The sequence below is a fragment of the Pseudomonas sp. RIT-562 genome (assembly GCF_026241895.1).
Classification (GTDB): Bacteria; Pseudomonadota; Gammaproteobacteria; order Pseudomonadales; family Pseudomonadaceae; genus Aquipseudomonas; species Aquipseudomonas mandelii_F.
The window spans coordinates 88382-111468 of sequence record NZ_JAPJIV010000006.1 but is presented as its reverse complement, the minus strand read 5'-3'; the positions used below and the strand labels follow the sequence as shown (position 1 = coordinate 111468).

General features: G+C 59.8%; 27 protein-coding genes and 1 pseudogene. 16 read left to right on the top strand and 12 right to left on the bottom strand.

Annotated elements, in window-relative coordinates; translation table 11 throughout:
• Positions 1-156 precede the first annotated feature (156 nt).
• On the top strand, positions 157-1257 hold the full coding sequence (locus ORL50_RS10290; RefSeq protein ID WP_266013599.1) for an AI-2E family transporter: 1101 nt from the start codon (positions 157-159) through the stop codon (positions 1255-1257).
• A gap of 83 nt (positions 1258-1340) precedes the next feature.
• On the top strand, positions 1341-2036 hold the full coding sequence (locus ORL50_RS10285; RefSeq protein ID WP_266013596.1) for a glycosyltransferase family 2 protein: 696 nt from the start codon (positions 1341-1343) through the stop codon (positions 2034-2036).
• Positions 2037-2055: 19 nt separating this feature from the next.
• On the opposite strand, the gene ORL50_RS10280 is transcribed toward ORL50_RS10285, so the two are convergent.
• Positions 2056-2517 (bottom strand): hypothetical protein, encoded by a 462-nt coding sequence (locus ORL50_RS10280; protein WP_266013593.1) that lies wholly within the window; start codon positions 2515-2517, stop codon positions 2056-2058.
• Positions 2518-2760: 243 nt separating this feature from the next.
• Here ORL50_RS10280 and ORL50_RS10275 point away from each other — a divergent pair, with 243 nt between their 5' ends.
• From ORL50_RS10275 to ORL50_RS10260, 4 genes are all read left to right on the top strand, one after another.
• A complete protein-coding gene (locus tag ORL50_RS10275; protein WP_266013590.1) occupies positions 2761-3645 on the top strand; it encodes a manganese catalase family protein in 885 nt (294 codons plus the stop codon).
• Positions 3646-3706: 61 nt separating this feature from the next.
• Positions 3707-3868: a hypothetical protein gene (locus ORL50_RS10270; protein ID WP_266013586.1), complete on the top strand. Its 162-nt coding sequence runs from the start codon at positions 3707-3709 to the stop codon at positions 3866-3868.
• An 8-nt stretch (positions 3869-3876) separates the two neighbouring features.
• Positions 3877-4806: a ZIP family metal transporter gene (locus ORL50_RS10265; protein WP_266013583.1), complete on the top strand. Its 930-nt coding sequence runs from the start codon at positions 3877-3879 to the stop codon at positions 4804-4806.
• Positions 4807-4829: 23 nt separating this feature from the next.
• A complete protein-coding gene (locus ORL50_RS10260; RefSeq protein WP_266013580.1) occupies positions 4830-5951 on the top strand; it encodes a carboxylate-amine ligase in 1122 nt (373 codons plus the stop codon).
• A 42-nt stretch (positions 5952-5993) separates the two neighbouring features.
• Here the strand turns inward: ORL50_RS10260 and ORL50_RS10255 are convergent, their stop codons facing one another.
• Positions 5994-6551 carry an ATP-dependent Clp protease proteolytic subunit gene (locus ORL50_RS10255; protein WP_045058582.1) on the bottom strand — a complete coding sequence of 186 codons (558 nt, stop codon included), beginning with the start codon at positions 6549-6551 and terminating at the stop codon, positions 5994-5996.
• Positions 6552-6728: 177 nt separating this feature from the next.
• On the opposite strand from ORL50_RS10255, the gene ORL50_RS10250 reads away from it, so the two are divergent.
• Entirely contained in the window at positions 6729-6971 is a 243-nt protein-coding gene (locus tag ORL50_RS10250) for a con-10 family general stress protein (protein ID WP_266013975.1), read from the top strand.
• A 49-nt stretch (positions 6972-7020) separates the two neighbouring features.
• Here the strand turns inward: ORL50_RS10250 and ORL50_RS10245 are convergent, their stop codons facing one another.
• From ORL50_RS10245 to ORL50_RS10225, 5 genes are all read right to left on the bottom strand, one after another.
• The gene (locus ORL50_RS10245) at positions 7021-7623 is read right to left on the bottom strand and encodes an MliC family protein (protein WP_266013575.1); all 603 of its coding nucleotides are present in this window, start codon (positions 7621-7623) and stop codon (positions 7021-7023) included.
• Between the two features lie 34 nt (positions 7624-7657).
• Positions 7658-9226, bottom strand: a complete 1569-nt coding sequence (locus ORL50_RS10240; RefSeq protein WP_266013572.1) for a sensor domain-containing diguanylate cyclase — start codon at positions 9224-9226, stop codon at positions 7658-7660.
• Between the two features lie 653 nt (positions 9227-9879).
• Complete coding sequence (locus ORL50_RS10235; RefSeq protein ID WP_266013570.1) at positions 9880-10158, bottom strand: Rho-binding antiterminator; 279 nt, start codon at positions 10156-10158, stop codon at positions 9880-9882.
• A 1-nt stretch (position 10159) separates the two neighbouring features.
• Positions 10160-10423 (bottom strand): DUF2024 family protein, encoded by a 264-nt coding sequence (locus tag ORL50_RS10230; RefSeq protein WP_266013567.1) that lies wholly within the window; start codon positions 10421-10423, stop codon positions 10160-10162.
• A complete protein-coding gene (locus ORL50_RS10225) occupies positions 10423-11163 on the bottom strand; it encodes a hypothetical protein (protein ID WP_266013564.1) in 741 nt (246 codons plus the stop codon). Before ORL50_RS10225 ends, ORL50_RS10230 begins: the two co-directional genes overlap by 1 nt.
• A gap of 113 nt (positions 11164-11276) precedes the next feature.
• Between ORL50_RS10225 and ORL50_RS10220 the strand changes: the two genes are divergently transcribed.
• On the top strand, positions 11277-11840 hold the full coding sequence (locus ORL50_RS10220) for a MarR family winged helix-turn-helix transcriptional regulator (protein WP_266013561.1): 564 nt from the start codon (positions 11277-11279) through the stop codon (positions 11838-11840).
• A 38-nt stretch (positions 11841-11878) separates the two neighbouring features.
• On the opposite strand, the gene ORL50_RS10215 is transcribed toward ORL50_RS10220, so the two are convergent.
• Positions 11879-12193, bottom strand: coding sequence for a hypothetical protein (locus ORL50_RS10215; RefSeq protein ID WP_266013559.1), 315 nt, complete (start codon positions 12191-12193; stop codon positions 11879-11881).
• A complete protein-coding gene (locus ORL50_RS10210; RefSeq protein ID WP_266013556.1) occupies positions 12111-12311 on the bottom strand; it encodes a hypothetical protein in 201 nt (66 codons plus the stop codon). The genes ORL50_RS10215 and ORL50_RS10210 overlap by 83 nt, the downstream gene beginning before the upstream one ends.
• Before the next feature lie 163 nt (positions 12312-12474).
• Here ORL50_RS10210 and ORL50_RS10205 point away from each other — a divergent pair, with 163 nt between their 5' ends.
• Positions 12475-12840 (top strand): histone-like nucleoid-structuring protein, MvaT/MvaU family, encoded by a 366-nt coding sequence (locus ORL50_RS10205; RefSeq protein WP_045058578.1) that lies wholly within the window; start codon positions 12475-12477, stop codon positions 12838-12840.
• Positions 12841-12907: 67 nt separating this feature from the next.
• On the opposite strand, the gene ORL50_RS10200 is transcribed toward ORL50_RS10205, so the two are convergent.
• The gene (locus ORL50_RS10200; protein ID WP_266013545.1) at positions 12908-14086 is read right to left on the bottom strand and encodes a sensor histidine kinase; all 1179 of its coding nucleotides are present in this window, start codon (positions 14084-14086) and stop codon (positions 12908-12910) included.
• A 205-nt stretch (positions 14087-14291) separates the two neighbouring features.
• Here ORL50_RS10200 and ORL50_RS10195 point away from each other — a divergent pair, with 205 nt between their 5' ends.
• Positions 14292-14999 (top strand): TetR/AcrR family transcriptional regulator, encoded by a 708-nt coding sequence (locus ORL50_RS10195; RefSeq protein WP_266013971.1) that lies wholly within the window; start codon positions 14292-14294, stop codon positions 14997-14999.
• Positions 14989-15765: a pyrroline-5-carboxylate reductase family protein gene (locus ORL50_RS10190; protein ID WP_266013542.1), complete on the top strand. Its 777-nt coding sequence runs from the start codon at positions 14989-14991 to the stop codon at positions 15763-15765. Before ORL50_RS10195 ends, ORL50_RS10190 begins: the two co-directional genes overlap by 11 nt.
• A 21-nt stretch (positions 15766-15786) precedes the next feature.
• On the opposite strand, the gene ORL50_RS10185 is transcribed toward ORL50_RS10190, so the two are convergent.
• On the bottom strand, positions 15787-17823 hold the full coding sequence (locus tag ORL50_RS10185) for an NADH:flavin oxidoreductase (protein WP_266013539.1): 2037 nt from the start codon (positions 17821-17823) through the stop codon (positions 15787-15789).
• Between the two features lie 168 nt (positions 17824-17991).
• On the opposite strand from ORL50_RS10185, the gene ORL50_RS10180 reads away from it, so the two are divergent.
• Positions 17992-18900, top strand: a complete 909-nt coding sequence (locus ORL50_RS10180; RefSeq protein WP_266013536.1) for a glycine betaine ABC transporter substrate-binding protein — start codon at positions 17992-17994, stop codon at positions 18898-18900.
• A gap of 117 nt (positions 18901-19017) precedes the next feature.
• Positions 19018-21018 (top strand): peptidase U32 family protein, encoded by a 2001-nt coding sequence (locus ORL50_RS10175; RefSeq protein WP_266013533.1) that lies wholly within the window; start codon positions 19018-19020, stop codon positions 21016-21018.
• A gap of 337 nt (positions 21019-21355) precedes the next feature.
• Here the strand turns inward: ORL50_RS10175 and ORL50_RS10170 are convergent, their stop codons facing one another.
• Positions 21356-21817 (bottom strand): YMGG-like glycine zipper-containing protein, encoded by a 462-nt coding sequence (locus ORL50_RS10170; RefSeq protein ID WP_266013530.1) that lies wholly within the window; start codon positions 21815-21817, stop codon positions 21356-21358.
• Between the two features lie 266 nt (positions 21818-22083).
• Between ORL50_RS10170 and ORL50_RS10165 the strand changes: the two genes are divergently transcribed.
• The 3 genes and pseudogenes from ORL50_RS10165 to ORL50_RS10155 all read left to right on the top strand — a co-directional run bounded on the left by ORL50_RS10165 (position 22084) and on the right by ORL50_RS10155 (position 23000).
• A complete protein-coding gene (locus ORL50_RS10165; protein ID WP_416236016.1) occupies positions 22084-22275 on the top strand; it encodes an MBL fold metallo-hydrolase in 192 nt (63 codons plus the stop codon).
• Positions 22276-22496: 221 nt separating this feature from the next.
• Positions 22497-22690, top strand: a pseudogene (locus ORL50_RS10160) (hypothetical protein).
• A 124-nt stretch (positions 22691-22814) separates the two neighbouring features.
• A complete protein-coding gene (locus ORL50_RS10155) occupies positions 22815-23000 on the top strand; it encodes a hypothetical protein (protein ID WP_266013526.1) in 186 nt (61 codons plus the stop codon).
• Positions 23001-23087: the final 87 nt, after the last annotated feature.

Here is a 23087-nt window from a genome sequence, read left to right as displayed (position 1 = left end):
CCCCCACCCCTGTAGGAGCGAGCCTGCTCGCGAAAATCCCCGGGACGGCGCGGAGCGTCAGGTGTGATCGCACTCGACCATCGCCAGCCCATCTCCAACCCTCTATCGAGCGTCTATGCTGAGCGAACGACCTTCGCCACCCGCATGGAGCCACCCATGGTGCCCACCCCGTTTAACGACAAGGCGTTGACCCGCACCCTGCTCGACGTGTTGATCCGTGCAGGCCTGATCACCGTCCTGGTGCTGTTCTGCTTTGAGATCTTCCGCCCGTTCCGCGACCTGATGTTGTGGTCGTTGATCCTGGCGATCACGTTGTACCCGCTGCAAACCCGGCTGATGCGCAAAGGCGGGCACAAGGCCGGGCACGTCGCGACGTTTATCGTGCTGGTGGCGATCGTGTTGCTCATGGTGCCGATCTACCTGCTGGGCACCTCGATTGCCGATTCTGTCGAGAAGGCGATGGTGCTGGTCAAGGACGGCGGGTTGCACGTGCCACCGCCGAATGCCTCGGTGGCGGACTGGCCGGTGATCGGCAAGCCTCTTTCCGCCTTCTGGTTGCAGGCCTCCACCGACCTGCCTGACCTCACGGCCAAATACATTCCGCAGATCAGGCACTTCAGCCTGGGCTTGTTGAGCAAACTCGCCGGCGTCGGCATGGGCTTCCTGATGTTCATCTTCGCCCTGATCATCGCCGGCATTTTCATGGCCCACGGCGAAGGCGGCAGCCGCAGTGCGGTGCAGATCGCCTCGCGGCTCAGCGGCCCGGTGCGGGGGCCGAAAATTGCCGAGCTGTGCACGGCGACCATTCGCGCGGTAGCCCTTGGGGTGGTGGGCATTGCTTTTATCCAGATGCTGCTGGTAGGCCTGGGGTTTGTGTTCAAGGGCGTGCCCGGTGCAGGCCTGCTGGCGCTGGCAGTACTGCTGCTGGGCATCATGCAGTTGCCCGTAAGTTTGATCACGCTGCCGGTGATTGCCTTCGTGTTGGCCACCGAGGGCGCGACCACCGGCACCATCATCTTCGCCATTTACGTGTTCGTCGCCGGGCTGGTGGATAACGTGCTCAAGCCTTTATTGCTGGGCCGCGGTGTCGATGTGCCGATGCCGGTGATACTCATCGGTGCCCTGGGCGGCATGGTGTCCAACGGGATCATCGGCCTGTTCATCGGGCCGGTGGTGCTGGCGGTCGGGTATCAATTGTTCTGGCAGTGGGTGCACGATCGGCCGGAAACCGAGCCTCAACCGGGGCCGCTGCCCTGAGCAAATACATTCTTTAAACCTTCTGATGACGCGAAGTGTCGATAACTGCAGACCTTACACTTCGCTCATCCGAGGGAACGCCAATGATCGGTGTTGTGATACCCGCCCACAATGAACAACAACACATCAGCGCGTGCCTGGAGTCCATCCTGGTCGCCGCGCGGCATCCAAAGTTGCGCGGCCGTGAGGTCAGCGTGCTGGTGGTGCTGGACGACTGTTCGGATGATACCGGCAGCTGCGTGCGGGCCATGGATGTGCCGACGCTCGATGTCTGCTTCAGGAATGTCGGCAAGGCACGGGCGACTGGGGCCGAAGAGTTGCTTGAGGCGGGGGTGCAGTGGCTGGCGTTCACCGATGCCGATACGGTGGTTCCCGCCGACTGGCTCGCCCGACAACTCGACTGCATGGCTGACGCCGTCTGCGGTACGGTCGAAGTGGACAGCTGGAGTGAGCACGGGGAGGGTGTTCGCGCCCGCTACCTGGAGCATTACCAGTTCATCGAAAATCACCGGCATATCCACGGTGCGAACCTGGGCCTGAGTGCCGCCGCTTATAAAAATGCCGGTGGCTTTCAACACCTGGCGGCCCATGAGGATGTGCATCTGGTGGCCGACCTCGAACGCATCAGTGCGCGGATCGTATGGACCGCGTCGAACCCGGTGGTGACCAGCGCGCGCAAGGATTACAAATGCCGGGGCGGATTTGGCGAGTACCTGGCGTCGCTGGGACAAGCCTTGAGTGCCGCGGCGCTGCCTGCCAGCGTTGACGCAGTGCGATGAACTCATCCAGTAAAACTGTTCAGTGGCACGCGTCGCTGACGGCTTTGGCGGCGCGGCGTAATTCCTGTTTGACGTCGACCGGGATGCGCTGCCGCACCATCCGCTGTTCCAGGAACGTCTGATCGCCCCCGGTCCCCACCTGCGCGTCAATCGCCGCACCCTTGGCCTCCAGCGCTGCAGCGTGGGCGTCGATCACCGCATCGACCTCGGCATCATTGTGCGCAGCATCAAGCTGCTCGATCAGCGCCGCCACTTCGTCCGCTTCAGCCTTGGCATAAGCCTCGACGGTCAATCCGGAGGCTAACGCTCGCGCACGGATCTCCAGGTTCTTCATCGCCTGTTTGGCGTCTTCGCACAGCGCGGCTTTTTTCCGGCTGTCGGCGACTTGCCAGTGAATCAATTGAAAGGACAGAACGCCGACCATGGCAATCACCAGGCCACCTGTGAGCAACGCAATCCTGGAGTTGTGATGTGCCGTCATGGTTCGTCCATGGTTGGGTCTTTAGCGGGTGCTGCAAATAGATTAGAGGGGCGTTTGAAAGTTTGTATTGAGTTGAGCGCATACCGACGACTGGCAGCAATTTTGTGAATATTTGCCGCCGGTCGCCAGCCTCCAATCTTTATCAAATTATCCCGCTGGCGATTGCTTCAGATAACTGTGGGCGGCGCATTCGGTGAACCTCCGGATGAGTAGCGGCGCCTTGAAGGCCTGAGGAGAATTGTCATGTTTCTACATAACAAACGACTTCAATACACCGTGCGTGTAGCCCAACCCAATCCGGGTTTGGCCAATCTCTTACTCGAACAATTTGGTGGAGCCCAGGGTGAGTTGGCGGCTGCGTCGCGCTACTTCACCCAGGCGTTGGCCGAGGAGGATCCAGGCAGGAAGGACCTGCTGATGGACATCGCTACCGAAGAGCTCAGCCACCTGGAAATCGTCGGTTCGATCATCGTGATGCTCAACAAGGGCGCCAAGGGACGATTGGCAGAGGGCGTGGAAGAAGAGGGCGAGCTGTATCGCGCCATTAATGGCGCCGGTAACGACTCGCACATCACCAGCCTGCTGTACGGTGCCGGCGCGCCACTGACCAACTCGGCTGGCGTGCCGTGGTCGGCGGCCTATGTCGACACCATCGGCGAGCCCACCGCTGACATGCGCTCCAACATTGCGGCGGAAGCCCGGGCCAAGATCGTCTACGAACGTTTAATGAACGTGACGGACGACCCTGGCGTGAAGGAGGCACTGGGTTTTCTCATGACCCGGGAGATCGCTCACCAGCTGTCCTTTGAAAAAGCCCTGCACTCGATCCAGCCCAACTTTCCCCAAGGCAAGCTGCCCGGCATGCCGGAATTCACCAACGTCTACTTCAACATGTCCCAGGGTGCCGAGAGCACTCGCGGGCCATGGAACCAGGGTGACGAGTGGGAATACGTGGAAGAACCGACGCCCGCCGTGGATGGCGGCGACGGCACGGCCAGTGTCGAGTTGAGTGCCGAGGATGAAGCGCTGCTCATGGACATGAAGGCGCGCACCATGTCGGACCCCGACAGCGATCCGGTGACGGGTGCTGACCTTGGTTCCGGCGGGCAACCGACCAACGATGCTTGATGTTGACGCCGCATGCCAGACGGCGTGCGGCGTTTTTTATAAAAGACCGAGGGTAAATACAATGAATGCAAAATCCAGGCGCATGGCGCTCGATCCCGCTGAAATTCTGGCCGATCTGTTCGACGCAACGGCGCGGTCCTTCGAATTGGAAGCGCTGCGCATCTCAAAACAGTTGCTACCGGGCGGCTCCCGGGCGCCCAATAAGCGGGCCAACCATCGATAGGAGTTTCCATGTCCGATCCCGTCTCGTCGAGCACCGGTTCTTCGCGATCCTGGCTGGAACTGGCCCGCAACAGCAGTTGGTCGGGCCTGTTGTTCTGGTTGACGTTGATCGTCGTGACCTGCCTGCTGCTGTTCAGTGGCTACAGCGCACTGACCGAGGCCGACTCCAATGTGCTGCACTACGCCATGCTGGGCGGTACCGCCGGGTTCGCGGCCACGGCGCTGGGCGCCTTGCTGGCGTTGGTGCTGCGTGACGTAGCCGTGCGCACCCAGGACATCATGCTTGGTTTTGCTGCAGGAATGATGCTGGCGGCCAGTTCCTTCTCGCTGATCCTGCCCGGCATTGCTGCGGCCCAGGGCATCACCGAGAACAAACTGGCGTCTGCGGCGGTGGTCGTGCTGGGCATGGCGCTCGGCGTGGCCTTGATGGTCGGATTGGATCGTTTTGTCCCCCACGAACACCAGGAGAGTGGCAGGCGCGGCCCCGAGGTCGAACGTCTGAATCGGGTATGGCTGTTTGTGCTCGCCATCACTTTGCACAACTTGCCAGAGGGCATGGCCATCGGCGTCAGTTTCGCCGACGCTGATATGAAGGTCGGGTTGCCCCTGACCACTGCCATCGCGATCCAGGATATTCCCGAAGGGCTTGCCATCGCGCTGGCGCTGCGGGTCACCGGGATCTCGGCTTTCAAATCGGCATTGGTGGCGATTGGTTCCGGTCTGATGGAACCACTGGGTGCGATCATCGGCCTGGGGGTGTCCTCGGCATTTGCCCTGGGCTATCCCGTTGCCTTGGGGTTGGCCGCCGGGGCGATGATATTCGTGGTGTCGCATGAGGTGATTCCCGAAACTCACCGCAACGGTCATGAAACACCGGCCACGCTTGGCTTGATGATGGGCTTTGGGGTCATGATGTTTCTTGATACGGCTTTGGGGTAAGACCCGGCACGCAGGGAGGCTCGATGAACAGCCAAATCAGGTTCGGGATCGAAGAGGAATACTTCATCACCGACCTGCAAACTCGATGCATGGCGGGACAGCCACCGGCGCAGGCCGTCGAGGAGTGCCGGACAGCCCTGGGCGATTGTTTTGCCTATGAAATGTTCCAGGGGCAAATCGAAGTGGCGTCGCCGATCTTCACGGGCCTGGCCCAGGCCGCTGACTATTTAACAGATGCCAGAAGCAAGCTGCGCAGCGCCCTGGAGCCTTTTGGCCTGGGGCTGCTCAGCACCGGCAGTCATCCGCTGGCGGATTGGCGAGCGCAACAGGCCACGGTACTGCCGCACTTCAACCAGTTGTTCGAAGACTTTCAACTGGTCGCCCGGCGCAGCCTGTGGTCGGGGCTGCATGTCCACGTCGAAGTGCCGGCTGCGGTGGATCGCATCCAGGTCATGAATGAGATCTTGCCCTGGACTCCTTTGTTGCTGGCGTTGAGTTGTTCCTCACCTTTTGCAGAGGGCGCCGACAGTGGCTTCATGAGTTATCGCCAGACCGCATGCGATGAGTGGCCGCGGATGGGCATACCCGAATATCTCGAAGACGAGCAGGCTTACAAAACCTACGTCGAATGGCTAATGGGCAATGGCTCGATTCGCCAGGCCAGCGAATGCTGGTGGGGCGTACGGCCGGCCACCCGGTATCCAACGCTGGAACTGCGCATGACCGATGCCTGCCCGCAGCTGGAACACAGCTTGTGCATTGCCGCCTTGTTCCGCCTGCTGGTCGCCTGCGCCATTGAGCAGGCGAACCCCGGCGCCAGCTATTCACCCACCTCGCGTCGGGTGGCGCAGGAAAACCGTTGGCGGGCCAAGCGCTCGGGAGTTCGTGGGGCGTTCATTGTGGAAGGCTTCGATCGGACGTTCTCTGCCGAGCAATGGCTGTTCAGGGCCGAGCAGCTGTACGGCGATGCGGCGCAGCAGTTGCTGATGCCCGATGTCTTCACCCAGGCTCGGCGTATTCTCGAGCAGGGCACCAGCGCCGAACGCCAGCGCGTGGTCTATACGCAAGCCTTGCACCAAGGCGCGGATGCCAATGCGGCGCTGGCGGCCGTGGTCGATCATCTGCTGGCAGAAGCTTCGCTGTAGGCGCGAGCGCGCTGGCGAAAACTGTTCAACATTGCGCTTGGCTCACCCACCACTGACCTTCCAATGCTTGATGTCTTCGGCGAACACCACTTGCCGCATCTCATGAGCGATGCCGTAGGCCAGGGACTCATGGGCGGCGATGACTTTTTCCTCGGCCGACAGGCAGTGGAAGATGTCCAGCTTGGTATCGGCATTGGCGGTCTCCAGCGCGTAGATCTGCACGTAGCGCGCCAGGTCGTTATCGAGGCTCGACAGGTACTCGCGTAAACGCTGGTGGTCTACCGAGCTCTGGCTGAAATACCAGTTCATGGGATGAATCAGGAAGCGCGAATGCGGTGAAGTGATCCGCCGGTCCGCCGCCAGGAACATGATGATGCCCATGGATTCGATGTTGCCGGCGTTGATCGCGCAAAGCGGTACGGGCAGCGACTTGAGGAAGGTATACAGGGTGAAACCGAAGTTGGTGCTGCCGCCGCTGGTCGACAGGTTAAGGAGCAGGGAAGTGGCGCCCTGTTCGATGGCCTCCAGGCAGCAATCGCGAAAGCGCTCCGTGGTCGACTGGTCGATCTGGCAGTGAAAATGAATGATGTGTTCGGTCATCGGATTTCCTCCGGTCGCAATCCCGTCGTGCCCCCAGCGGTTCACCCGGATTTAGAAACTATAGGCCCGGTTCCGTTCGTCGTGAAGCAGGCATATTCATTCAAACTTTCGAATTTCCCTGGCCTCGGAACTATACGAGCCCTGGCGCTCGTAACCCACAATAAGAGGTATGCAGAGATGGCTAACAGCGGAAGTGACAAACCCGGCAACTTCGCAAATGACCGGGATAAAGCCTCGGAAGCCGGCAAGAAAGGCGGCCAGGCTTCGGGCGGACGCCAGTCCGGTGAGGCCGGTAAGTCGACCGGCGGCGGACAAGGCAGTGGTCGCGGCGGCAACTTTGCCGATGATCCCCAAAAAGCCTCTGAAGCAGGCAAAAAAGGAGGACAACAGAGTCACGGCGGCGGCGGACGTAAATCCTGATGCCGTTTGATTGCGATCAAGCCCTGCGGCCATGCGGGGCTTGATTAATTCAGCCGCTTGTTTTCTTGCAGGTCAGTTCTTTCGCCCCGTAACCCCAGGTCACCCGCGCTTCACCCTGATGCTCCCAGAAACTTTCGTTGGCCCCCTGGTATCGCGCACCGCTGCCTGATTGCGCGATTAGCAGCAACGATTGCTGCCCTTTGTAAGTGCCCAGCATCGAAGCCGGTTCGGTCTGGAAAAACGTCGCATCGAGGCTGCCATCTTGGCCACAGTCGAAGGTCACCGGCCCCGTGCCTTTCACCAGCCCATAACCCGCCTGCAACTCGACCAGCCGTTGGCGGTAAGCGTCCTGCACGCAGGCCTGTTTGTCGTCCGACTTCCAACACTCGTCGCGACCCTTGATCCAGCCGCGCTGCTCGGCTTTGAGGGATTTGGCGCGGCTGCCGGCTTTCTTCAGCGCGGCGTCGTAAGTGGCGGCCAGATTGCGATCCTGGGTTGCCAAGTCAGGGTTGTGGCAGATCAAGTCCTCGATCGAGCCCTGGGTTTGTCCGCTGCACTTGAATGAGGGACCTTCCTGGGACGAGGCGTGAGCGGCGACTGCTAACAAGCTCAAGCCGGCGCTGGCCAGCAGCATGCGGTGGCTGAAGATCATGACTGACTCCTGGGTAAAGGTTGTTTTGATAAGGTCAACATACCGGCTCGTCAGCACAGCACCAGCGATTTCTACCCTGTTGCTTGGCGGTGTACAGCTGAGTGTCGGCCGCCTTCAACAGCGCCGCCGGCGTCACGTCTTCGACGCTTGGCTGGCAGCTGGTGATGCCTGCGCTTGCGGTGACTCTGCCCAGCGGATGCTCCAGATGCTCGATGTCGAGTGCCCGTATCGTTTGCAGAATATCCTCGGTCACCTGCTTGGCTCCGGCGCTATCAGTGTTGGGTAGCAAAACGGTAAATTCTTCGCCGCCGTACCTGACGGCCAAGTCTCCAGGGCGCTTGACCGCCTGCTGGATCGCCGTACCTACGGCACTCAGGCAGTCATCGCCGCCGGCGTGGCCATAGCGGTCGTTGTAGCGTTTGAAGTAATCGACGTCGAGCATGATCAACGACAGCCAGGAGCCCTGGCGCCGGGCCAGGCGGAGTTCGTCGATCAGTGCGGTGTCCAGGCGTCGACGGTTGCCGAGGCCAGTGAGGCTGTCCGTCAGCGCCATGTCGCGCATGGCCTGGTGGGCGTGTCGCAGCTCTCTTTCCATGACCATTCGCTGACGCAGCTGGTTGAGGACGATCAGGCCAAAAGTGCCCAGCACGCCAATCAGGCACAGCAGCACCCAGCCGGTCTTCAACAGGTCCCGGCGCCATGCTGCGGTGATCGAATCGCGCGACAGTCCGGCCTCCACTACCAGGGGGTAGGTGGTCAACGCGCGGTAAGCATAGAGGCGCTCCGTGTCATCGACCACGGCTTTGACTTCGGCGATGCCTTCATTGGAATTGGGCAGGTAACCCTTGAAGATCTCGCTGTTGGCCAGGCTCTTGCCGACGACCGAGGCAATGAACGGACGGCGCACCAGGATAGTCCCGCTGCGCATTGCGAGCACCAGCGCGCCCTTGTCGTCGATCTTGAAGTCGCCGTAGTAATCCACGAAATAACTGACCTTGATCGTGCCCAGCAAAACGCCGGCGAATGAGCCATCGGGGTAGTTCAGCCGGCGAGAGATGGGAATGATCAAGTCGTCGGTGGACCGGCTCCTGACCACTTCACCGATGCGCACGCCACGATCCGTATGGGTGCGGTGATATTCGAAGTAATCGCGATCGGCGTTGTTCGCGGTTTCGGGCGTCACTTCCTTGTCGGTGACGATCCACTGGCCGTCCGCCCCGTAGATAAATAGCCCGTGCAACTGCGGCATGATCTTTGATTGCTGGACCAGCAGTCGGTGAATCCGCGGCACGTTGATAGTGTGTATGCCGTCACCTTCCACCCGCTCACCGAGGGCTGCAGTGAGGATGTCGACCTGACGGATTGCATCTTCGGCGTGTTGGGCCGTAGCCCTGGCCAGGTTGGTCACCGAGTCCCTGGCTGCGGCAAAGGCTGCGTGATAGTCACGCCAGGTGCGCCAGCCTTCCACTGCCAGAAACGCCACGATCACCAGGAGCATGAAGCTCACAATGAGCCGGAAAGTAGCACCCGCCCGCCGGGTTTTCGAGGGGGGCTTCTCAATGGCGCCATTAGCCGAGGGCCGAGGCTGTTTGCGTCCGAGCATGCATTTCCCTTATACGGCTATCGACAGCTGCCGTGTACCGTACTCAATTGGTGCATGGATACGTATTCGATTAGTGAGACCTGAAAGCCGCAGTTTAGTGCCTGCACGGCATGATGTGGACGGCGGCTACACGGTCGGCGTAGATTTTTGTAGCAGCTGGCGAAGCCTGCGTTGGGGCGCGAAGCGGCCCTAGGGTTTCCAAGGCAAAAATTCAATCGCCTGGAATAGCGCCTGCTGCGCAGGCGGACGCAGCCTTCGGCAGCTGCTACAAGGTAGACGCAGATTTTTGTAGCAGCTGGCGAAGCCTGCGTTGGGGCGCGAAGCGGCCCCAGGGTTTCCAGGCAAAAATTCAATCGACTGAAATAGCGCCTGCTTCGCAGGCGAACGCAGCCTTCGGCAGCTGCTACAAGGTAGCGCAGATTTTTGTAGCAGCTGGCGAAGCCTGCGTTGGGGCGCGAAGCGGCCCTAGGGTTTCCAAGGCAGAAATTTTATCGCCTGAAACAGCGCCTGCTGCGCAGGCGAACGCAGCCTTCGGCAGCTGCTACACGTTCGTCGGCGCTGGTTTTTGTAGCAGCTGGCGAAGCCTGCGTTGGGGCGCGAAGCGGCCCCAGGGGTTCCAAGGCAAAAATTCAATCGTCGCGAATGGCGATTCCTCAAAATCTGCAGGCAATTTCGTTGAACGCGATCCGGCGGAAGTCGGCGTTGTCATCCAGCGGCGTGATTGCCGCCAGTTGATCCAGGCGCAACTCCCATTGGCGACCGTCCTGCTCGAAAACCATGAATTCTTCCTTGGTATCGCTGGTGCGTGTCGTCACGGCACGGGCGATCAGCCGCTGGCCGTCGATCAACTCGACGTCCAGCAGATAGCCGCGCATGCAGGCGATTTCCAGAAAGTCGTGCAGATCACAGTTCAGTGGCTGATAGCTCTCCATCTCAAACCTCCTTGCAGCCTTGCAGTTCAAGGATGTAGTAACCCTGCCGACTGATCGCCTGGGCGACCTCCGGGTTACCGGGCTCAACGTGACAAAAACGGCACTCGCTCTGGGCAATGTCCTCGTCATTCAAGCCTTTTTCCAGCAGGTATTCCCGGGCGTGAGCCTTGGCTTTGTCGGTGTCGTTACCTTCAATCAGCACATCAAAATGCAGGTAATGACCGGTTTTGGTCCGCACGTGGGTGTCGAATACTTTAATGCTCATTACTTGCTCTCCTCGAGTTTCCAGGTGCCGGGCAACGACAAGTCGCCCGAGGCAATGTCATACACACTGCTGACGCACAGCAACGGGCTGTGCAGATCGGCATTGACCTTGAGGGCCGCGGTCACGCCATCGAAATTGAAGCTTTGCGCATAGCCGACTGCCGCCAACGGTACGCGGATCTGCGCGGCGTTTTTTTCGACGCTGAGCTTGTAGCCCGGGGAGTCGATGTAGATAGGCGCACCGGGCCAGGTCGCTGGCAGCTTCGGTTTGGCATCCTTGGGAATGTCTCGCACCTTGAGACCGCCTGGGCCGCAGCTTTCATCCTTGCTCAAGACCACCCAGTGGGAGTGCCACAGGCCACCGTCATTGTCTTTTTTGCCGTCCTGGTTTTCGTCCGCCTGCGGGGTGTCATCGAAGTCAGGGTGCGAAGTGAGGGCAAGGGCGAGAATGCCGGAATTGGCCTCGAAGCCGACTACGCCGCTGTCGAGATTGGTCGGCCAGACATAGCTATACACTTCTGCCCCCGCGAACGAACCCTTGGCGCTGGGCACGCGGCTCCCGGCTTTGCCATCAACTAGCTGCTCGAATACCAGGTTGTTGCCTTCCTTGAAGACCCTTGTACTCACCAGGTCAAACGCGGCGTCGGTTTTGCCGGTGGTGCTGTGGATGTGGTTGGCTTCGTGGGCCCAGGCTTGCGAAGCGAGGAGGGCGCCGAGGGTGAAGGCGAGTGCGTTTTTCATGATGGCTCCTTACGGTTAATGGTATTGAGTCGATACCAATAGCCTAAAGGATGGACGCCGTTTGTCAATATAGTAGTTATTCGATACTATCTATCGACCCTATTGATCCGGATGTGACTGTGTTATTTGATCTGTTGGAACGACTCTCAAGCCTGACTCGCGTGTGGTTCCGCGAGCATCCCTTGCTCGCCGATCTGCAACCGATCCAGCTCAGCGCGCTGATGTACCTGGCGCGCTGCAATCGTTATTCCAACACGCCATTAGCGGTCACTGAGTACCTGGGGCTGACCAAAGGCACAGTGTCGCAATCGTTGAAGGCGCTGGAAGCCAAGGGCTTCCTGATCAAAGTGCAGGACGTGCGGGACAAGCGCAGCGTGCATTTGCAGCTGACTGCCAGTGCACGAGAGCTGATCGATGCGGTGATGCCACCCGACTTTCTGGTAGCCGCCGCACAAAGAATGGGCGCCCGCGCGGGCGATCTGGAGGGGCTGCTGCTGGAGCTGCTGCGCACTATCCAGCGGGGGGAGGACGTACCCGGTTTCGGCTTGTGCCGCACCTGCCGCTTCCATCAGTCATCAGCGAGCGGAGCGTTCTGCAAGTTGACGGATGAACCGCTGGAGGCAGTTGAGGTGGAGCTGATTTGCCGGGAGCATCAGTTCGACGAAGTATCTGGCTAGTCGTCATTTACTGTTTACGGAGTTCTTTTCATAAATATTCAGGTAGCAGCCGCCAGGTACCACTGAGCATAGGGCGTATTGGCAACTTTAAATCGGTTGTAGTCAGGGCTGCCATCGTCCCACCAGACCGGCCCACGTTCGCCAAGTGCGACTTTGGCCGAGTTGACATTGATGCGCGCGCGTTTCAATTGTGCGACATCGCCACTGGCCTTGGCAGCCTTGACCTCCCGTCGTGCATTCATCAACTCGTTGACCAGGAGTTGCCGCTCATCAACGGCCAGGGACGGGTCGGTACATCGCCACAGCTGGTCTTTGACCACGAAGTAGCGACCGTCCGGAGTGGTCAGCTTCATCGGTGCAGGTCTCCGTCGTTAGATGTCGGCGCGCAATTCTTAACATTCCCCACAACATGGCGGCCGCTATCGCCATCCAGGAGGCGATCATGCTGAAGATTGTCATTACAAGGCTCATAAATTCCTCCGCTGCTTTGGCGTCTTCCTGCTCTCTGAATAAATGACCGCGGGGTGCCTGGGGGATTCAAATTTTCTCGAAATGACAACTAAGTCCGCATCCTACTAATTCAAACTGTGTTTTTTGGTGTAATGTTAGGACACTCATCACGTAGAGATCTCCCATGTCCAAACTCGCAGAATTTCGCCAACTGGAAAAACACCTGGCAGAACAACTCCAGGCGCTGGAAGCATTAAAAGGTGATGCTGGCCTCAAGCAGGAAATTGAATTCGAAACCAAACTGCGCGCCTTGCTGGCCAAGTACGGTTACAGCTTGAAAGACATCGTCAACCTGCTCGATCCGCAAGCCGGTCGTCGTGCGCCTGCTGCCGAAGCCAAAACCGGCACGCGCAAGCCGCGCCAGGTCAAGGTCTACAAAAACCCTGAGTCGGGTGAAGTTGTGGAAACCAAAGGTGGCAACCACAAGACCCTGAAAGAGTGGAAAGCCAAATACGGCTCTGAAAAAGTCGAGTCGTGGCTGGCCAAGTAATTCTGGTTCGCGCCTGACGCGCAAGCTCGTTCAACTTGCAGCAGAAGCCCGCGAAAGCGGGCTTTTGTTATTTACCGCCTGACGCAAGTTTACGGCTGTCGACGGGCGGTTGGTCCGGCTCGGCGGAGTTCAGGGGCAAGGCCACGACAAACTTGGTGCCCGCCTTGTTTTCCGAAGACACTTCAATACGGCCACCATGGGCGCCTACTATCTGGTCAGCAATGAACAGGCCAAGCCCCAGGCTGGAGTACGGCCCGTGATCGATAGAAGACTGGGGGGAGTAACGTCCCATTGGATTGAAGATAAACGGCAAGATGTCTTGCGCAATGGCGCTGCCGCTATTGTGCACACTGAACAGCAATTTATCGGCCGTAACTTCCAGCGTGACGGTCACGGGATCGCGGCCATCACCGTGCTGAACTGCGTTGTTGATCAGGTTGGAAAATACCTGTTCCAGCCGATCCCCATCAAAATGACCAATTGCGCGGCCAACCGAATTCAAATGGATATCCGTGTCGGGATATACGGTGCGAGATTCATCGACAATCCGTTCGCAAATCGGACTTATATCAACCACCACTTTTTTTACCGGAATGCCGGGGCCAACCTGTGACCGGGTGAAGTCCAGTAGATCTCCGACAATCTGGCTGGCCCGTTTGACGCTGGAATATATCCGCGAAGCAATCTTGGTCGGCCGAGCCCCCAGTTCATCCATACGCAGTAAGACATCGGCCCCCAGCAGAATCGCGCTCAATGGCGTGCGCAGGTCATGACCGAGGATGCCCAGGAACACGTTGCGCGAAGCCTGCACAGCTTCGGCATAGCTGTTGATCGACTCCGAGAGCGCCTGGTCGATGGCTTCGTTGAAGCGAATCATGTCTTGCGCCTGGAACTGTGCGCCGGCCTCGACCTGACGCATCCAGTGGCGGATCACACTGGCCCGCAATGCGCGGAACTCTGACACCAGCTGATCAATGGTAAACCCTGACATCAACCGGGTCATTGCATGGGTCTTGGCGGCGGTTTTATCCTTGGATACGCCGTGGCCTTGGGACTTGTTGATTTGCTCTTGAGCAGATTGCTCGGTGCGTAAATCTGCGGCAATGGTGCGCAGCATCAACTCGGCGTGGTCACGTAGCGCTGCGGTGTCCAAGGGCTTGCCGGGGGTGTCCATGGTCCGCGCGAAATTCTCCCACTCCTGGACTATGGGCTCGATGTTCTCAAGGATAAATTCTGATAAACGCATAGCGGTCCAGACCTCAATGGTGAACCGTGCACGGCGCGGGCTCGATTGATCAGTAGATCATCAAACCATCCGGCCAGGGCAAAAAATGCATGGCAGATACACCCTGCGCCTTTCGATGCGAGCGTCTTTAAACTGTACGCTCATGTACATTTCGCCTGTGTGCAGAGTACAGTGACCCGAAATGATCAACACAAGGCGCACCCGCATGCCCCAGGCAGGACGAAGTAAAACCAAGGCTCAGGACTCCGGCTGGCGCGGCTCGGTTGATGTGTGGCTGGACGCCGCCTATGACGCGCTCAAGGAGTCGGGAGTGGACGCGGTGCGGGTGATGCCGCTGGCCAAGCGCCTGAATCTGTCGCGCACCAGTTTCTACTGGTTCTACGAGGACCGTGAGCAACTGCTCGCAGCGCTCCTGACCCGTTGGCGGGACAAGAATACCGGCGGCATGCTCAACCAGTGCGAGAGTTACGCCGAGAGCATTTCCGAGGCGATTCTCAACGTCTTCAAGTGCTGGTTGAACCCGCAACTGTTCGATTCGCAGTTCGAGTTCGCGGTGCGCAGCTGGGCGCTGCAATCGGACGAGGTGTCTGCAGAAATTGCGCTCGCCGATGAGACGCGGATGAGTGCCCTGGCAGCGATGTTCCGTCGATTCGGCTACGACGACGAAGGCGCCGACGTGCGGGCGAGAACGATCTACCTGACGCAAATCGGCTACATCTCGATGAAAACCACTGAAGACATCGTGGTGCGGTTCAAGCGCATTGCGCAGTACGTCGCCGTGTTCACCGGCAAAGCGCCGAAGCGCCGCGAGCTGGACCGCTTCTATGGCACCTTCGGCTACGCGCAGACGGAACCGGGTGTGTTCGTTCCGCTGGTGGAAACGTTCGAGGGAGCCACGAGCGATGACGAGTAGAACCCTGGGCATTATTGGCGGTACCGGTTGGTTGGGGCGTGCCATTGCCGAGGCGCTGCTCGACCGGCACTTCATCAAGCCTGAGTGCCTGTTGCTCTCCAATCGCAGCGGGGGCAGTGGGGTCGGGGCTGGCGTCAGGCTGCTGGCGGACAACCAGCAATTGGTCGACCAGAGCGATATCGTCATGCTGTCGATCCGTCCGGAACAGTTTCGTGAACTGCGGATCAATGCTCGCGGCAAACCCGTGATCTCCCTGATGGCGGGTGTGTCAGCGGCTGCGATCAGCGCGGCGACCGGGGCCGCGACGGTGGTGCGGGCCATGCCAAATGCCGCGGTGGAAATCCGCCAGGCGTACACCCCGTGGTTCAGCACTGCCAGCCTGGATGAACAGGATGCCCAGTGGATTCAAGGTCTGTTCGAGTGCGTCGGCAGCGCCGATGCCGTACCGGACGAAGCCTGCATCGATTATCTCAGCGCGCTGTCCGGGACCGGTCCGGCTTTCCCGGCCATGCTGCAACTGGCGCTGACCCGCCAGGCGATTGCCGCAGGCATTCCACCGGCCATTGCGCAACGTGCTGCCCAAGGCGTGGTAGTGGGTGGTGGGCAGATGCTCACCCGGCATGATCCACAACAGCTGATCGATTCTTTGCTCGGCTACCGGGGCGTGACGGCCGCAGCGTTACAATCCATGGTCGATGACGATATCGACGCGCTGATGGGGCGGGCAGTGGAAGCCGGCGCGCAGATCGCGCGCCGGGGTATGTAGCAGCCGCCACTGCCTGCGCGGTCAGATATCCTTCACCAGCCGCAGTGCGTCGTAGATTGCCGCGTGGGTGTTGCGCGCAGCGACTGCATCGCCGATGCGGAACAGCTGGAAGCGTCCATCGGGATGGGTGACGATGTTCTGCGCGTTGCCTGCTATCAGGTCATGCTGCTCTACCGCACCACCGTTGCGCGAGTGTGGTCGCAACTCAAAGTACAGATCATCCAGGGGCAGGGTGCCATGGTTCACGACTACCTGGTCGACCACGCGCTGCTTGTGCACCTGCCCGTAATCGCTGCCGAAAGTCGCTACCAGCGTTCCATCACGCTTCTCCACTGTCTCCACTCGATAGGTCACGGTAAAGGTCACGTCCAGATCCTGCAGGCTGCGCATGTAGGGCACCAGGTTCATGGCCATGACTTCCGGCGCAAATGATCGGTCCGGCGTGACGATTTCCAGGGTTGCGCCGCTCCTGGCGATGACCTCGGCGGCCTGCAGCGCGGCATGATCCCCGGCGTCGTCGAAGATCAGCACGTTGCGCCCGGGCTTGATATCGCCAGAGATGATGTCCCAGGTCGAGACCACCAGTTCGTTGCCCGCGCGCAACACCTCGGTGTGGGGCAGGCCGCCCGTGGCGACAATCACCACGTCGGGCTCGAAGGCCAGCACGGTATCGGCTTCGGCCCAGGTGTTGAAATGAAACTTGACCCCCAGCCGCGCACATTGCGCCATGCGCCAGTCGATGATGCTGATCATCTCGCGGCGCCGCTCGCTCAGCGCAGTCAGGCGAATCTGCCCGCCGGGCTGATCGGCCGCCTCCAGCACAGTCACGTCATGGCCACGTTCCGCGGCCACTCGCGCGGCTTCCAGTCCCGCCGGGCCGCTACCCACCACGACCACCCGGCGCTTGATGGTCGCCTTGGGAATGTCATGGGGCATGGTGGTCTCGCGACCGGTCGCCGCGTTATGAATGCAATAGGCGGCGCCGCCCTGGTAGATGCGGTCCAGGCAGTAGTTGGCGCCCACGCATGGGCGGATGTCCTCTTCGCGCTTCTCGATAATTTTGCGCACGATATGCGGATCGGTCATGTGCGCCCGGGTCATGCCGACCATGTCGACTTTGCCCGAAGCGATGGCGTAGCGCGCCGTGGCCACGTCGGGGATTTTCGCTGCGTGAAAAGTCGGGAAGCCGGTAGCGGAGCGAATTTCGCCAGCGAAATCCAGATGCGGCGAGTTGCGCATGCCCTGAATCGGAATCACGTCGGTGAGACCGGCATCCGTGTCGATGTGGCCGCGCACGACATTGAGGAAGTCAACCAGCCCGCTGTCCTTGAGCATGTGCGAGACCTGCATGCCCTCGCTGGCAGTGAAGCCACCAGGCAGTTCTTCATCACCGGTGTAGCGCACCCCCAGGAGGAAATTTTCCCCCACTCGCTGGCGGATCCCGCGCAGGACATCGAAGGTGAAGCGCATGCGGTTTTCCAGCGAACCGCCATACGGACCGTCGAGGTCATTGGTCAGCGGCGACCAGAACTGATCCATCAGGTGCCCGTACGCCTGCAGCTCCAGCCCATCCATACCGGCCGCGTGCATGCGCTCCGCCGCGTCGACGTAGTCCTTGATGATCCGCTCGATGTCCCACTCTTCCATTTTTTTCGGGAAGGAGCGATGCGACGCCTCGCGGCGGTGTGACGGCGACACCACCGGCAGCCAGTCGGCCTTGTCCCAACGGGTGCGGCGACCCAGGTGGGTCAGCTGGATCATCACCGCCGCGCCGTGCTCATGGCATTCATCCGTCAGGTCTTTCAACCAGCCGACCACCTCATCCTTGTAGGCCAGCACATTGTTGAACACCGGCGGGCTGTCCCGGGACACGGCTGCGGAACCGGCGGTCATGGTCAGCGCGACTCCAGCCTTGGCGCGCTCTACGTGATAGGCGCGATACAGGTCCTTGGGCATGCCGTCTACCGGATAAGCCGGCTCATGGGAGGTGGTCATGATCCGGTTACGCAGGGTCAGGTGCTTGATCTTGTACGGTTGCAGCAAGGGATCGCTGGACATCGGGAGGCGCTCCAGGGTTGGCTCATCAGGGCTCTTTGGCTGGAAATTAGGATAAATGTACATAGGTGTCAACAGCGAATACATAGGTGTACATTTTGCTTGCGCACGGTAAATCTCGCCGATAAGATTCACTTCGCTGCCTATCACTCCCCAATAGGAAGACGCCTGATGAATACTCATTCACCGAATAAAAAACCGCTGTTCGCCACGCTGCTCAGCGTCGTACTCGCCACCGGCGCGACGCTGGCCCAGGCGGCCGAGCAGCCGCCGGTGCGCATTGGCTGGGTCAACTGGTCCGATACCGAGATCACCGTCAAGCTGGCGACCACCGCATTACAGGATCGCCTTAAACAACCGGTGAAACTGGTCATGGCCGATATCGGCATTCAGTTCCAGGCCCTGGCCAATGGCAACATCGACCTGATCCCGATGGTCTGGCTGCCGAGCACGCACAAGGCGTTCTACGACAAGTACAAGGACCGGCTCGAAGACCTTGGCGTGTTGTATGAAGGGCGCATCGGCATGGCTGTGCCGAGTTCGGTGCCGTTGAGCGAAGTGGCCAGCGTGGAAGACCTGAACAAACCGCAGGTGAGGGCGAAGCTGGAGGGCAAGATCCTCACCTCGGAGGTGGGCAACGGCCAATACAAGCTCACGGTAAAAGCTATCGAGGAGTACAAGCTTGAGGGCTACAAGCTGGTGGCGTCCTCGGAAACCGGGATGCTCAACGAGTTGGATCGCAATCTCAAGCGCGATAAATGGTCATTGGTCAATGCGTGGAGTCCGCACTGGATGTTCTCCAAGTGGCCGCTGCGTTACCTGGATGATCCGAAGCAGATCTTTGGTGGCGCCGAGCAAATCCATGCCGTGGCGCGCAAGGGTTTCAGCCAGCAGTACCCGGAAGTGGCGTATTTCTTTGCCCATTACTCGGTGCCAAAGGCTGACCTGGAGGCGCTGATGATGCAGGCCCGGCAGAGTTCGTCGGATCAAGTGGTGGCCGCGTATTACGCCGCCAACAAACCGCGCTTCGACGCCATGTTCCAGCAGGGCGCAGAGGCCGTCAGCAGCCGTCAACCCTGAAGATCGCAGTGACGAAAGGCGGCCATGGAATGGCGCCATTCGGTCGCCCACGGGTGCCCGTCACGCAATTGGCCGCTACAATGCCTGCCTCGACCGTGACCAACCCATAAAAAAATCATGTCCCTACCCAAACATCAGCTGGAACTGCTCAGCCCCGCTCGTGATGTGAGCATCGCTCGTGAAGCCATCCTGCATGGCGCCGATGCCGTGTACATCGGTGGCCCAAGCTTCGGCGCCCGCCACAACGCCTGCAACGAGGTGAGCGAAATCGCCCAATTGGTCGAGTTCGCCCGTCGTTACCACGCCCGGGTGTTCACCACGATCAACACGATTCTGCACGACAACGAGCTGGAGCCAGCCCGCAAGCTGATCCACCAGTTGTATGACGCCGGGGTCGACGCGCTGATCGTCCAGGACCTGGGCGTGATGGAGCTGGATATTCCGCCGATCGAGCTGCATGCCAGCACCCAGACCGACATCCGCACCCTGGCGCGGGCAAAATTCCTCGACCAGGCAGGCTTCTCGCAGCTGGTGCTGGCCCGGGAGCTGAACCTGCAGGAAATTCGCGCAATCGCCGACGAGACCGACGCGGCGATCGAGTTCTTCATCCACGGCGCGTTGTGCGTGGCGTTCTCAGGCCAGTGCAACATCTCCCATGCGCAGAACGGTCGCAGCGCCAACCGTGGCGACTGCTCCCAGGCCTGTCGTTTGCCATACACCCTTAAAGACGACCAGGGTCGGGTAGTGGCCTACGAAAAACACCTGCTGTCGATGAAGGACAACAACCAGAGCGCGAACATCCGTGCGCTGGTGGAAGCCGGTGTGCGTTCCTTCAAGATCGAAGGCCGCTACAAGGATGTGGGTTACGTGAAGAATATCACGGCCTACTACCGTCAGCGCCTGGACGACGTGCTCGAAGATCGTCCGGACCTGGCCCGGGCATCCAGCGGCCGCACCGCGCACTTCTTTGTGCCTGACCCGGACAAGACCTTTCACCGTGGCAGCACCGACTACTTTGTTACCGACCGCAAGATCGACATCGGCGCCTTCGACTCGCCGACCTTCACCGGTTTGCCGGTGGGAGTGGTGGAGAAAGTCGGCAAACGGGATCTGCAGGTGGTGACCACGGACCCGCTGTCCAATGGTGATGGCCTCAATGTGCAAATCAAGCGCGAGGTCGTGGGTTTTCGCGCCAACATCGCCGAGCCCAAAGGTGAGTTTCTTGAAGACGGCCAGAAGCGTTATCGCTATCGAGTCGAGCCCAACGAGATGCCGGAAGGCATGCACAAGTTGCGCCCTAATCATCCTCTGAGCCGCAACCTCGACCACGACTGGCAGCAAGCCTTGCAGAAGACCTCTGCCGAGCGGCGCATTGGCCTGTCCTGGCTGGCAAGCCTGGATGAGCAACGTCTGCAGCTGACCGCCACGAGCGAGGAGGGCATCAGCGCCAGCCTGGCCCTGGACGGTCCATTCGGCCTGGCAAACAAGCCGGAGCAGGCGTTGGAGCAACTGCGTGACCTGTTGGGTCAGCTGGGCACCACCGACTACTACGCCACAGCGATCAAACTCGATGCGCCCCAGGCGTTCTTCATCCCCAATTCGCAACTCAAGACCCTGCGCCGAGGCGTGATCGAGGCGTTGACTGCGGCGCGCCTGGCAGCCCATCCACGGGGTAGCCGCAAGGCCGAAACCAGTCCGCCGCCGGTGTACCCGGAGTCGCATCTGTCGTTCCTGGCCAATGTCTACAACCAGAAAGCCCGCGACTTCTATCACCGCCATGGTGTGAAGCTGATCGACGCCGCCTTCGAAGCCCATGAAGAAACCGGCGAAGTGCCGGTGATGATCACCAAGCACTGCCTGCGGTTCTCCTTCAATCTCTGTCCGAAACAGGCCAAGGGTGTCACCGGCGTGCGCACCAAGGTCGCGCCGATGCAGCTGGTGCACGGCGACGAGGTGCTGACGCTGAAGTTCGACTGCAAACCTTGCGAAATGCACGTCATCGGCAAGATCAAGGGCCACATCCTCGACCTGCCACTGCCTGGCAGTGTTGCCGAGCCGGTGGTGGGATATATCAGCCCGGAAGACCTGCTGAAGACCATCCCGCGGGCGCCGCATTAAAATCCGCTGCGGCGCCGGTTGATCCGGGTGTACGCGGGATTTTGGCTTGGCACAAATCCGTAGGAGCCCTGCTTGCCGGCGATGGCGATTTTGCGGACGTCATCGCTGGCAAGCCAGGCTCCTACAGGGATTGGGGTGTACGCGGGATTTGGGTTTGGCACAAATCCGTAGGAGCCCGGCTTGCCGGCGATGGCGATTTTGCGGACGCCATCGCTGGCAAGCCAGGCTCCTACAGGGATTGGGGTGTACGCGGCATATGGGCTTGGCGCAAATCCGTAGGAGCCCGGCTTGTCGGCGATGGCGATTTTGCGGACGCCATCGCTGGCAAGCCAGGCTCCTACGGCGTTACCTGATAGCCGCGTTGCTGCATGCAAGTGCTGTAGGCGGATGCAGCCGTCGCAGTGCTCTGTTGCGTATTGCGGCGGTCCTCACGACGGTCCTGGCGTTGCCGCGAACCGCCCACCACAGCGCCCGCCACTGCGGCATCCTTGGCCTTGTTCTGGCGATATTGTTGTTTGACGTCGTCGTCTACCCGATCAGAAATTTCATCGTGCTGGCGTTCGCGCGCACCGGCCACGGCGGCGCCCGCAACGGCACCGGTAGCGGCGCCCCGAACCCGTCCTCCGGTTTGTGGCGAGGTGCTGGAACTGGTGGTACTGCCAGCCTGAGACTGGCAAGCGCTAATGTCCTGCTGGATGATCTCCTGGGATTGTCCTTTGAGTGGCGTTATGGTCTCAGCGCTGGCGCTCAGGCAGGCCACGGACAGGACCAGGGTAATAGGGGCGATGGCGATTTTCATGGTGAACCCCACTGCTGCAAGGGTGCGTTGGAGTTGCGGCTGATAGAGAAGCACGGCCCTGTTCGCGAAAGCGCCAGGCCCGGCCATTAGAAGATTAGTTCACCTGTATCGCCTGACCCGCACCTCTCATCACATTGCCTGAACATGCGTTACCCACTCCACTCGGGTGGGGCCAATCGCCGGGAACCGGGATTAACCTGCATACCTCATAAAACCCGTGCGTCGCACCTTCTGCCAGGCGGCGCGAATTCCAAGAGGTATCTGTCGTGAACCGTTCTCTATCCACTCTGACCGGTAGAAGTCGCAAACTTGATGGTGGCGTGATGTTCGGCAATACGCCGCGACAGCAGTGGGCTGACTGGATCAAACCTGACCAGGACAACCTGGTGGACCTGGCCTCGCGCGGGTTGCTGGTGCAGCAGGGAGGCAGGAACACCCTGGTGCTGGCGCTTCAATAGGCCTGAGAATCTACTGGTCGACTCAACTTCTTGCGCAGTTTTCGGACTTTTCCTACATTCCAGCGGGAGTCAACTGCTATCCAGATTTGGATGGAAAGGAAATAGTACAAGGCCAGGACTGGGGTGCAACGCCGGTAATGGGACAGCGGTTGCAACAGAGCTCATCGGCTGTCGAAAAATGCAGCCCTTGTATGGCCCGCTCAAACCCGAAAGGATTGCCCATGCGTCAAAACGATCGCGAAAATCTGGAACTCGATAAACTACAAGTAGAATTACGCAGATTCACCGCCGAAACCCGCAAGTTTATGGCTGAAGAAAGTAAACTGAACAGGAAGCGCTCTGGTATCCGTTTGCAGTGGGAGCAGGGGTTGTGACTGCCATCGTGGCTGCTGCGAGTCTCTGGTCCAAGTTTTGAGTGACAGTTCACGGCAGTACGGTCGTACATCGACGAAGCTTGAGTTTTTTTGTTTCGAAGCCTAGGTTGCCTGACACAGATCCACGCAAAAGGATTAAGCGTGGCCCAAAAAGGAAGAGACACCATGCCCTCAAAACCTACGCATCAAGCCAGCATTGAACAGTTACATCGAGAGGTAGCTGCTCTGGCAGAAGAAATGAGCAGGCCTACCCCAACTGCGGCCCGGGCCTCCCTGTTGCCTTTCAGCATCGGTGCTGCATTCGCCCTTACGACCTTTTTCATCGTCGCCATGGTGTCAAAGCTGATCTAACCTCCCGCCTCCAGCGTGCGTGGATGCGCTGAACACTTCGCCCGCTGGCGGTTTACCGAGGCAGTCTATACTCGGGGTCGCATTGCC

Excerpts from the sequence above, each read along its gene's own strand:
- ORL50_RS10290 (WP_266013599.1), top strand. The coding sequence starts at position 157 with ATGGTGCCCACCCCGTTTAACGACAAGGCGTTGACCCGCACCCTGCTC.
- ORL50_RS10285 (WP_266013596.1), top strand. The coding sequence starts at position 1,341 with ATGATCGGTGTTGTGATACCCGCCCACAATGAACAACAACACATCAGC.
- ORL50_RS10280 (WP_266013593.1), bottom strand. The coding sequence starts at position 2,517 with ATGACGGCACATCACAACTCCAGGATTGCGTTGCTCACAGGTGGCCTG.
- ORL50_RS10275 (WP_266013590.1), top strand. The coding sequence starts at position 2,761 with ATGTTTCTACATAACAAACGACTTCAATACACCGTGCGTGTAGCCCAA.
- ORL50_RS10270 (WP_266013586.1), top strand. The coding sequence starts at position 3,707 with ATGAATGCAAAATCCAGGCGCATGGCGCTCGATCCCGCTGAAATTCTG.
- ORL50_RS10265 (WP_266013583.1), top strand. The coding sequence starts at position 3,877 with ATGTCCGATCCCGTCTCGTCGAGCACCGGTTCTTCGCGATCCTGGCTG.
- ORL50_RS10260 (WP_266013580.1), top strand. The coding sequence starts at position 4,830 with ATGAACAGCCAAATCAGGTTCGGGATCGAAGAGGAATACTTCATCACC.
- ORL50_RS10255 (WP_045058582.1), bottom strand. The coding sequence starts at position 6,551 with ATGACCGAACACATCATTCATTTTCACTGCCAGATCGACCAGTCGACC.
- ORL50_RS10250 (WP_266013975.1), top strand. The coding sequence starts at position 6,729 with ATGGCTAACAGCGGAAGTGACAAACCCGGCAACTTCGCAAATGACCGG.
- ORL50_RS10245 (WP_266013575.1), bottom strand. The coding sequence starts at position 7,623 with ATGATCTTCAGCCACCGCATGCTGCTGGCCAGCGCCGGCTTGAGCTTG.
- ORL50_RS10240 (WP_266013572.1), bottom strand. The coding sequence starts at position 9,226 with ATGCTCGGACGCAAACAGCCTCGGCCCTCGGCTAATGGCGCCATTGAG.
- ORL50_RS10235 (WP_266013570.1), bottom strand. The coding sequence starts at position 10,158 with ATGGAGAGCTATCAGCCACTGAACTGTGATCTGCACGACTTTCTGGAA.
- ORL50_RS10230 (WP_266013567.1), bottom strand. The coding sequence starts at position 10,423 with ATGAGCATTAAAGTATTCGACACCCACGTGCGGACCAAAACCGGTCAT.
- ORL50_RS10225 (WP_266013564.1), bottom strand. The coding sequence starts at position 11,163 with ATGAAAAACGCACTCGCCTTCACCCTCGGCGCCCTCCTCGCTTCGCAA.
- ORL50_RS10215 (WP_266013559.1), bottom strand. The coding sequence starts at position 12,193 with ATGAAGCTGACCACTCCGGACGGTCGCTACTTCGTGGTCAAAGACCAG.
- ORL50_RS10210 (WP_266013556.1), bottom strand. The coding sequence starts at position 12,311 with ATGAGCCTTGTAATGACAATCTTCAGCATGATCGCCTCCTGGATGGCG.
- ORL50_RS10205 (WP_045058578.1), top strand. The coding sequence starts at position 12,475 with ATGTCCAAACTCGCAGAATTTCGCCAACTGGAAAAACACCTGGCAGAA.
- ORL50_RS10200 (WP_266013545.1), bottom strand. The coding sequence starts at position 14,086 with ATGCGTTTATCAGAATTTATCCTTGAGAACATCGAGCCCATAGTCCAG.
- ORL50_RS10195 (WP_266013971.1), top strand. The coding sequence starts at position 14,292 with ATGCCCCAGGCAGGACGAAGTAAAACCAAGGCTCAGGACTCCGGCTGG.
- ORL50_RS10190 (WP_266013542.1), top strand. The coding sequence starts at position 14,989 with ATGACGAGTAGAACCCTGGGCATTATTGGCGGTACCGGTTGGTTGGGG.
- ORL50_RS10185 (WP_266013539.1), bottom strand. The coding sequence starts at position 17,823 with ATGTCCAGCGATCCCTTGCTGCAACCGTACAAGATCAAGCACCTGACC.
- ORL50_RS10180 (WP_266013536.1), top strand. The coding sequence starts at position 17,992 with ATGAATACTCATTCACCGAATAAAAAACCGCTGTTCGCCACGCTGCTC.
- ORL50_RS10175 (WP_266013533.1), top strand. The coding sequence starts at position 19,018 with ATGTCCCTACCCAAACATCAGCTGGAACTGCTCAGCCCCGCTCGTGAT.
- ORL50_RS10170 (WP_266013530.1), bottom strand. The coding sequence starts at position 21,817 with ATGAAAATCGCCATCGCCCCTATTACCCTGGTCCTGTCCGTGGCCTGC.
- ORL50_RS10155 (WP_266013526.1), top strand. The coding sequence starts at position 22,815 with ATGCCCTCAAAACCTACGCATCAAGCCAGCATTGAACAGTTACATCGA.